Annotated in this window: 7 protein-coding genes; 6 read left to right on the plus strand and 1 reads right to left on the minus strand. The window is 68.5% G+C overall.

Annotated elements, in window-relative coordinates:
* Positions 1-158 precede the first annotated feature (158 nt).
* Positions 159-608: a DUF4124 domain-containing protein gene (locus GTP90_RS34645; RefSeq protein WP_161087768.1), complete on the plus strand. Its 450-nt coding sequence runs from the start codon at positions 159-161 to the stop codon at positions 606-608.
* A 34-nt stretch (positions 609-642) separates the two neighbouring features.
* Here GTP90_RS34645 and GTP90_RS34650 read toward each other — a convergent pair whose 3' ends face one another.
* The gene (locus GTP90_RS34650) at positions 643-1,344 is read right to left on the minus strand and encodes a response regulator transcription factor (RefSeq protein WP_161087769.1); all 702 of its coding nucleotides are present in this window, start codon (positions 1,342-1,344) and stop codon (positions 643-645) included.
* Between GTP90_RS34650 and GTP90_RS34655 the strand changes: the two genes are divergently transcribed.
* The 5 genes from GTP90_RS34655 to pilP are packed head-to-tail and all read left to right on the plus strand — an operon-like array spanning position 1,343 to position 5,555.
* On the plus strand, positions 1,343-1,597 hold the full coding sequence (locus tag GTP90_RS34655; RefSeq protein WP_161087770.1) for a hypothetical protein: 255 nt from the start codon (positions 1,343-1,345) through the stop codon (positions 1,595-1,597). The two genes, GTP90_RS34650 and GTP90_RS34655, sit on opposite strands and share 2 nt — an antisense overlap.
* 8 nt (positions 1,598-1,605) lie before the next feature.
* Positions 1,606-2,094 (plus strand): toxin co-regulated pilus biosynthesis Q family protein, encoded by a 489-nt coding sequence (locus GTP90_RS34660; RefSeq protein WP_161087771.1) that lies wholly within the window; start codon positions 1,606-1,608, stop codon positions 2,092-2,094.
* The gene (pilN, locus tag GTP90_RS34665) at positions 2,091-3,755 is read left to right on the plus strand and encodes a PilN family type IVB pilus formation outer membrane protein (RefSeq protein WP_175048347.1); all 1,665 of its coding nucleotides are present in this window, start codon (positions 2,091-2,093) and stop codon (positions 3,753-3,755) included. The genes GTP90_RS34660 and pilN overlap by 4 nt, the downstream gene beginning before the upstream one ends.
* Positions 3,752-5,038: a type 4b pilus protein PilO2 gene (gene pilO2 / locus GTP90_RS34670; RefSeq protein ID WP_161087772.1), complete on the plus strand. Its 1,287-nt coding sequence runs from the start codon at positions 3,752-3,754 to the stop codon at positions 5,036-5,038. Before pilN ends, pilO2 begins: the two co-directional genes overlap by 4 nt.
* A complete protein-coding gene (gene pilP / locus GTP90_RS34675; protein ID WP_161087773.1) occupies positions 5,028-5,555 on the plus strand; it encodes a type IV pilus biogenesis protein PilP in 528 nt (175 codons plus the stop codon). The genes pilO2 and pilP overlap by 11 nt, the downstream gene beginning before the upstream one ends.
* The last annotated feature ends 50 nt before the right edge of the window (positions 5,556-5,605 follow it).

Here is a 5,605-nt window from a genome sequence, read left to right on the forward strand (position 1 = left end):
GCTGCCGCCGGCGCGGGCGCGGGCGCGGCGAATGGCGCCGGCGCCGCCACTGCCACCGGCGTTGCTGTCGCCGCGTCGCCGTTCCGTCGTCCGTCGTTGGCCGATACGATGTGGCCGAAGAAGCCGCGTACCGTCGTCTGCAAGCGCACGGGGCCAACATGGCGGTGAGCCGAGGCAAAGGACGTCGCCTGGGTTGTCTGCTGTTGGCGGCCGTGGCCACGCCGGCGGCGCAGGCGACGCTGTTCAAATATGTGGACCCGGCGACGCGGGTGGTCAGCTACACCAACTTCCGTCCGCCCATGGCGGGTGCGCGGGAGCTGGTGTTGCGGCCGCAGCCAGCGCCGCGCCGCGCGGCGCCGTCGCCGGCCGCCGGAAAGGCGCAGGACGGCGCGCCGTCACCGATGCTGGGGATGGCTGATTTTCCGCGCACAGGCGTTGAGCGCCAGCGCGAGCTGGACGCCGATCGCAAACACATCATCAGCACCGAGCTGCAGGCCGCCGAGGCCGAACTGGCGCGCCTGCTGGCCGGTCGCGCGCCGCCCGAACGCGTCACCCGCCATCGCGGCGACGTCGCCGCCCTGCGGCGCGAACTGGCGCGCCTGCAGTAATCGGCGCACCGCGCCGCCCCGGGCGGTACCGGCCTTATTCCTCGGGCGTGTATTCGAGCCGGTAGCCCTGGCTGTACGAAGTGCGGATGATGACGCGCCGGTCCGCGCCGAGTTGCAGCTTTTTGCGCAGCTTGTAGATGTGCTGTTCGATCGTGCGTCCGGCCACCCCGCTGTCGGCGCTCCAGATCGATGCGCCCATCGTGCCGCGCGAGATGAACACGCCGGGCGATGAAAAGAACAGCCACGCCATGGTGAACTCCCTTGGCGTCAGTTCCGCCGGCACGCCATCGTAGGTGGCGCTGGCCGTATCGCGGTCGAGCGTGAATTTACCCAATGCGATCGTGCGGCGCGCCATGTTCGGATGATGGCGCCGTATCACCGCGCGGACGCGGGCGATCGCTTCAACCGCCTCGAACTGCGCGCCGATGAAATCGTCCGCGCCGGCGTTCAGCGCCAGCGCCGCCATCTCCGGCGTGCCGTGCGACAGCGCGATGACCGGCGTGCTGTTGCCGGTGCGGCAGTTCAACCAGGAGACGAAGTCCTCGCTGTCGTCGCGGTGGTTGCCGATGTCGATCATCAGCAGCGCGAATTCGCGCCGGCTCAACATGCGCGACAGGCTGTTCTCGGAAGCGAAACGCTCGCAGCTGAATCCGGCCCCCTGCAGCGTGCACTGCAGCTTGGCGAACAGGCTGTCGCTACGCACGTAGCAGCCGATGCTCCCGGATTTATTCAGCATGCCATCGATTCCTGAAAGACGTCTTGAAGAAGAGGTGATTGTTGCGACCGCAGTTGTATCAGCAAACCGCGTTTCACCGCAAGGATTTTTTGCAGGAAGCCAGCAACGACGGCCGGTTCGCCGCGCATGGAAAAAATATTTTCAAAATGATGGAACCGCGCCGCGCGCCGCGCCACTCATGGTCACAGGAGGCGCCGCATATGCGCGCCGCGATGTGGACGGACCGGGTTTTTCTTCGTGTGTTTTGGATTGACGCTGCCTATGCTCAAGTACTTGTTGAATCCGCCCGGCGTGGCGCTGTCGCTGATCGTGTGCCTGCCGCTGTCCGCCAGCGCAGGCATGCCGGGCCTGGTGCCCGCCATTCCATCGCCGCTGCTGCAGCCCAGTTACGGATACTGGATCAATGAAGCCGACTGCGTGGAAGAGCCGGCCGACGTCCGCCCAGCGGCGCTGCCGGCTGCCGCGGCGGCGCCGACGCCGACACCGGCGCCGCCGACCTGGCAGCTCAGGCTCAGCGACCAGACGCTGAAGGCGGCGCTGCTGCGCTGGGCCGCCAGCGAAGGCTGGCAGCTGGTGTGGGAAGCGCCGGTCGATTACGCCGTCGAGCGCGACACCAGCATTGGCGGCAGTCTCGAGCAGGCCATCGAAGCGGTGGCGCGCAGCATGGCGGGGGCGGAGACGCCGTTGCAGGCGATCTTCTACAAGGGTAACCGGGTCATACGTATTGTCGTCAAAGGAGCGCAATCATGAGGGCTGGAGTCATCACCGCGGCGCTGCTGTGCTGCACTCTGGCGGCCTGCGCCGGCACGGCCGGTCGCGATGGCCAGGGCGCCGGCGTATCGGTGGAGAAGATCGCTGAAATGGCCGGCCAGGTCGGCACCGCCAAGCCCGTGCCGGTCGCGCCGGCGCCGGCCGTCGTGCACGACGACGGCATCTGGCTCGGCCACAAGGCGGTCAAGGTGAGCAGCGCGCCGGTGCTGCCGCCGGTGTTTGGCGAGCCGACCACGTTCGATCGCACCGTCGCATCGCTGTCCGAGCTGGCCGAGCGCATCACGGTCCGTTCGGGCATTCCCGCCAAGGTCACTCCCGGCGCGCTGGCCGTGGCCAGCGGGGCGTTGCCGCAATCGGCCCCCGCTCCCATGGCCGGCACCGGCACGCCGCTGGTGCCGCCGCTCCAGACGCCGGCGGCCAGGAGCGGCGCGGCCAAGGCGGAACCGGTACACATTGCCTTCGCCAACGGCAGCTTCCGCACCTTCCTCGACACGGTGGCCACGCGCTACGGCGTCTACTGGAAATACAGCAACGGCACGATCCTGTTCTTCCATACCGAACCGCGCTCGTTCCAGATCAACGCGCTGCCCGGCGACTCCAGCTTCAGCGCCACGGTCGGCAGCGGCGCCAGCTCCGGTGGCGGCGTCTCCACCGGGGGCGGCAGTGGCGGCGGCAGCGGTGGTGGCGGCGTCAGCGCCAACAACAATCAGAATACCGCGGTCAGCTCGCAACTGTCGGTGTATTCCAATCTGCAGAAATCGATCGGCGCCATGCTGTCCGCCTACGGCCAGGTGGTGGCGTCGCCAGCCACCGGCAGCATCACCGTGGTCGACACGCCCGACGTGCTGGAACGGGTCGCCGCCTTCATCGATAGCGAGAACCAGGCGATGTCGCGGCAGATCGCCATCAATGTGACCGTGCTGTCGGTGACGCTGAACGATGCCGACGAATACGGCATCAACTGGAACCTGGTCTACAACAATCTGTACAACAGCTACGGTGTGCGCAACAACATCGCCAGTTCGCCCGGCAGCAGCCCGGTCGCCTTTTCGGCCGGCGTGTTGTCTGCGGCGGGCAGCAAATTCTCCGGCAGCACGCTGATGATCAAGGCCCTGTCGCAACAGGGCAAGGTGCGGCGCCAGACCAGCGCCACCGTGGTGACGCTGAATAATCAACCGGTGCCGGTGCAGGTGGCCAAGCAGACCAGCTACCTGAAGTCGTCCGACTCGACCACCTCGCCGCTGTCCGGCACGGTGACGTCGCTGACGCCCGGCGTGGTCACGTCGGGCTTCAACATGAGCATTTTGCCGCACTTGCTGGACGACGGAACGGTCATGCTGCAGTTCTCCACCGACATCTCGGCGCTGCGCCAGATCCGCAAGGTGGACAGCGGCAGCAACAGCATCGAATCGCCGGAGCTTGATACCCGCAACTTCCTGCAGCGGGTGGCGATGAAGTCCAACGAGACGCTGATCATCAGCGGCTTTGAGCAGACCGACGAGGATCTCGACCGCCAGGGCGTGGGCCATCCGGCCAACTTCCTGCTGGGCGGCGGCATGTCGCGCAAGAGCAACAAGGAGGTGATCGTCATCCTGGTGACGCCGACCACCATGCGCAACGCCGAGGTGGCTGCGCGATGAGCGGCACCATCGTTCAGCTCGGCCGCCACAAGTTCATCTGTGGGCTGTTCTGGCAGTCGCTGTCGCGGCCGCGCGAGCTGGCGCGCGAGGCGGCCGACCTGGCCCGCAAGATCGATTGCGATCTGGCTGTGCTGCGGCGCGAGTACGCCACCGCCCAGGCCGGATTTGCGCACAGCGGCGCCGGCCCGCGCCAGACCTTGTACTCGCTGGCGGCGGCGGTGGCCGGCCGCCTGGCGCGCGACGGCGCCCACTACGACGGCGAAAACCAGCCGGTCCACAACTGGCTGGCCGCTTTCCGCCTGCCGGACGGGAATTGGGCCTATTTCGCGGTGCGCGACGCCAATTTCCTGCCCAACGGCGACTTCGCCGGCACCCGCGAGGAAGTGTTCGAACGGCTGCATGGCGACTATGGCCTGGGCGGCTGGAACCTGGTGATCGGCGACGCGGAGCTGGAACACTACGGCTTCCACAATTTTCGCGAACGGCGCATCGAGGATGTGCTGGGAGAACCGGGCGGCGGCCAGATCAAGATCAACCGGGCGTGGAGGCTGCGGCCGACGGCCACGCGCATGTCGCCGCGCATGGCGGCCGGCGTGGCCGCCGCGTGCGCGCTGCTGGTGCTGGGCGCCGGCCTGGGCTGGCGCCAGTATCATGCGCGCCAACAGGCGTTGCGGCTGGCCGAGGAGGCCGAGCTGCTGCGTCAGGTCGAGCTGCGCCGTCCCAAGGTGGCGGCGGCGCCGCATCCGTGGACGTACAGCGCCGCCCCCACCAGCGTGGCGCGCGCGTGCATCGACGGCTTGATGCAACTGACGCCGGGCGGCTGGGCGCTGACCGAATACAGCTGCGGCGCGCCCGAGCAGCGCTACACCTGGACGCGCAAGGAATCGACCGTCGATTTTCTGCTGGCGCAGGTGCCCGGCGCCCAGGTCGATATCGGCGGCGACACCGCCACGCTGGCGCGGCCCTTCGCACCCGGCGCCGGCGTCGATGAAGCGCTGCTGCCGCAGCAGCAACTGGTGGCCGGCATCCAGTCCAGGCTGCAGCTGATGCATCTGAACCTGCACTTGGCCTTGATGGAGGCGCCAGCGCCGGCGACGCCGGCCGGCGTTCCCGGGCCGGCGATCGCGCCTCCCGATTGGCATGCTTATCGCTATGTGATCGGACCGGTGGGCGTGTCGCCGCTGGAAGTGGCGGCCATGCTCGATATGCCCGGCGTCCGCCTGGAGCGCTTGCGCTACCGCGCTGGAATATGGTCTTTGGAAGGAGTCATTTATGCGAAATAGTCTGCGTCTGCTTTGCTGGGCCGCCTTGGCGGCGGTAGGCGGCCGCGCCGCCGCCGCGCCGGCGCCGGCCGCCGTCAACGCTGCGGAGGCGCTGACCCGCATCGAGTCCGAAACGCTGGTGCTGAAGGCGCGCGAACGTCAGCTGGCGGTGCAGGTGGCGATCCTGCAGCGCCAGAACGAGATCGCCGGCCGGCAGGACGAGGGGGCGCGCCTGAGCAGCGGCCCGATCAGCGGCAACCCGGTGGTGCAGTCGCTGGAGGGCATCGGCAGGAACCAATATGCGACGCTGCTGTTCGAGAGCGGCGCCGTGGTCGAGGTGCGCGCCGGCGACGTGCTGGCCGACGGCATGCGGGTGACGGCCATCGCGCCGAATGGCGTGATGGTCGAGACGGCGCGCAAAAAGCGCATGCGCCTGCACCTGATGGGTGGCGCGGCGGCGCGCACCCAGACGACGCCGCCGCCTGCCCCGGTGAGCCTGCCGCCGCTGTTCCCCGGCGCCAAGGGAGGCGAGCGATGAGCCCCTTCGCCAGCTTGCGCGGCGCGGCGCCGGTCAAGGCGCCGCCCGCG

This window comes from Duganella vulcania (assembly GCF_009857655.1).
Lineage (GTDB): Bacteria > Pseudomonadota > Gammaproteobacteria > Burkholderiales > Burkholderiaceae_D > Rugamonas > Rugamonas vulcania.

Bases quoted from the DNA above. Each gene is read 5' to 3' on its own strand.
- pilN (WP_175048347.1), top strand. From the start codon at position 2,091: ATGAGGGCTGGAGTCATCACCGCGGCGCTGCTGTGCTGCACTCTGGCG.
- pilP (WP_161087773.1), top strand. From the start codon at position 5,028: ATGCGAAATAGTCTGCGTCTGCTTTGCTGGGCCGCCTTGGCGGCGGTA.
- GTP90_RS34655 (WP_161087770.1), top strand. From the start codon at position 1,343: ATGCCATCGATTCCTGAAAGACGTCTTGAAGAAGAGGTGATTGTTGCG.
- GTP90_RS34645 (WP_161087768.1), top strand. From the start codon at position 159: ATGGCGGTGAGCCGAGGCAAAGGACGTCGCCTGGGTTGTCTGCTGTTG.
- GTP90_RS34660 (WP_161087771.1), top strand. From the start codon at position 1,606: ATGCTCAAGTACTTGTTGAATCCGCCCGGCGTGGCGCTGTCGCTGATC.
- pilO2 (WP_161087772.1), top strand. From the start codon at position 3,752: ATGAGCGGCACCATCGTTCAGCTCGGCCGCCACAAGTTCATCTGTGGG.
- GTP90_RS34650 (WP_161087769.1), bottom strand. From the start codon at position 1,344: ATGCTGAATAAATCCGGGAGCATCGGCTGCTACGTGCGTAGCGACAGC.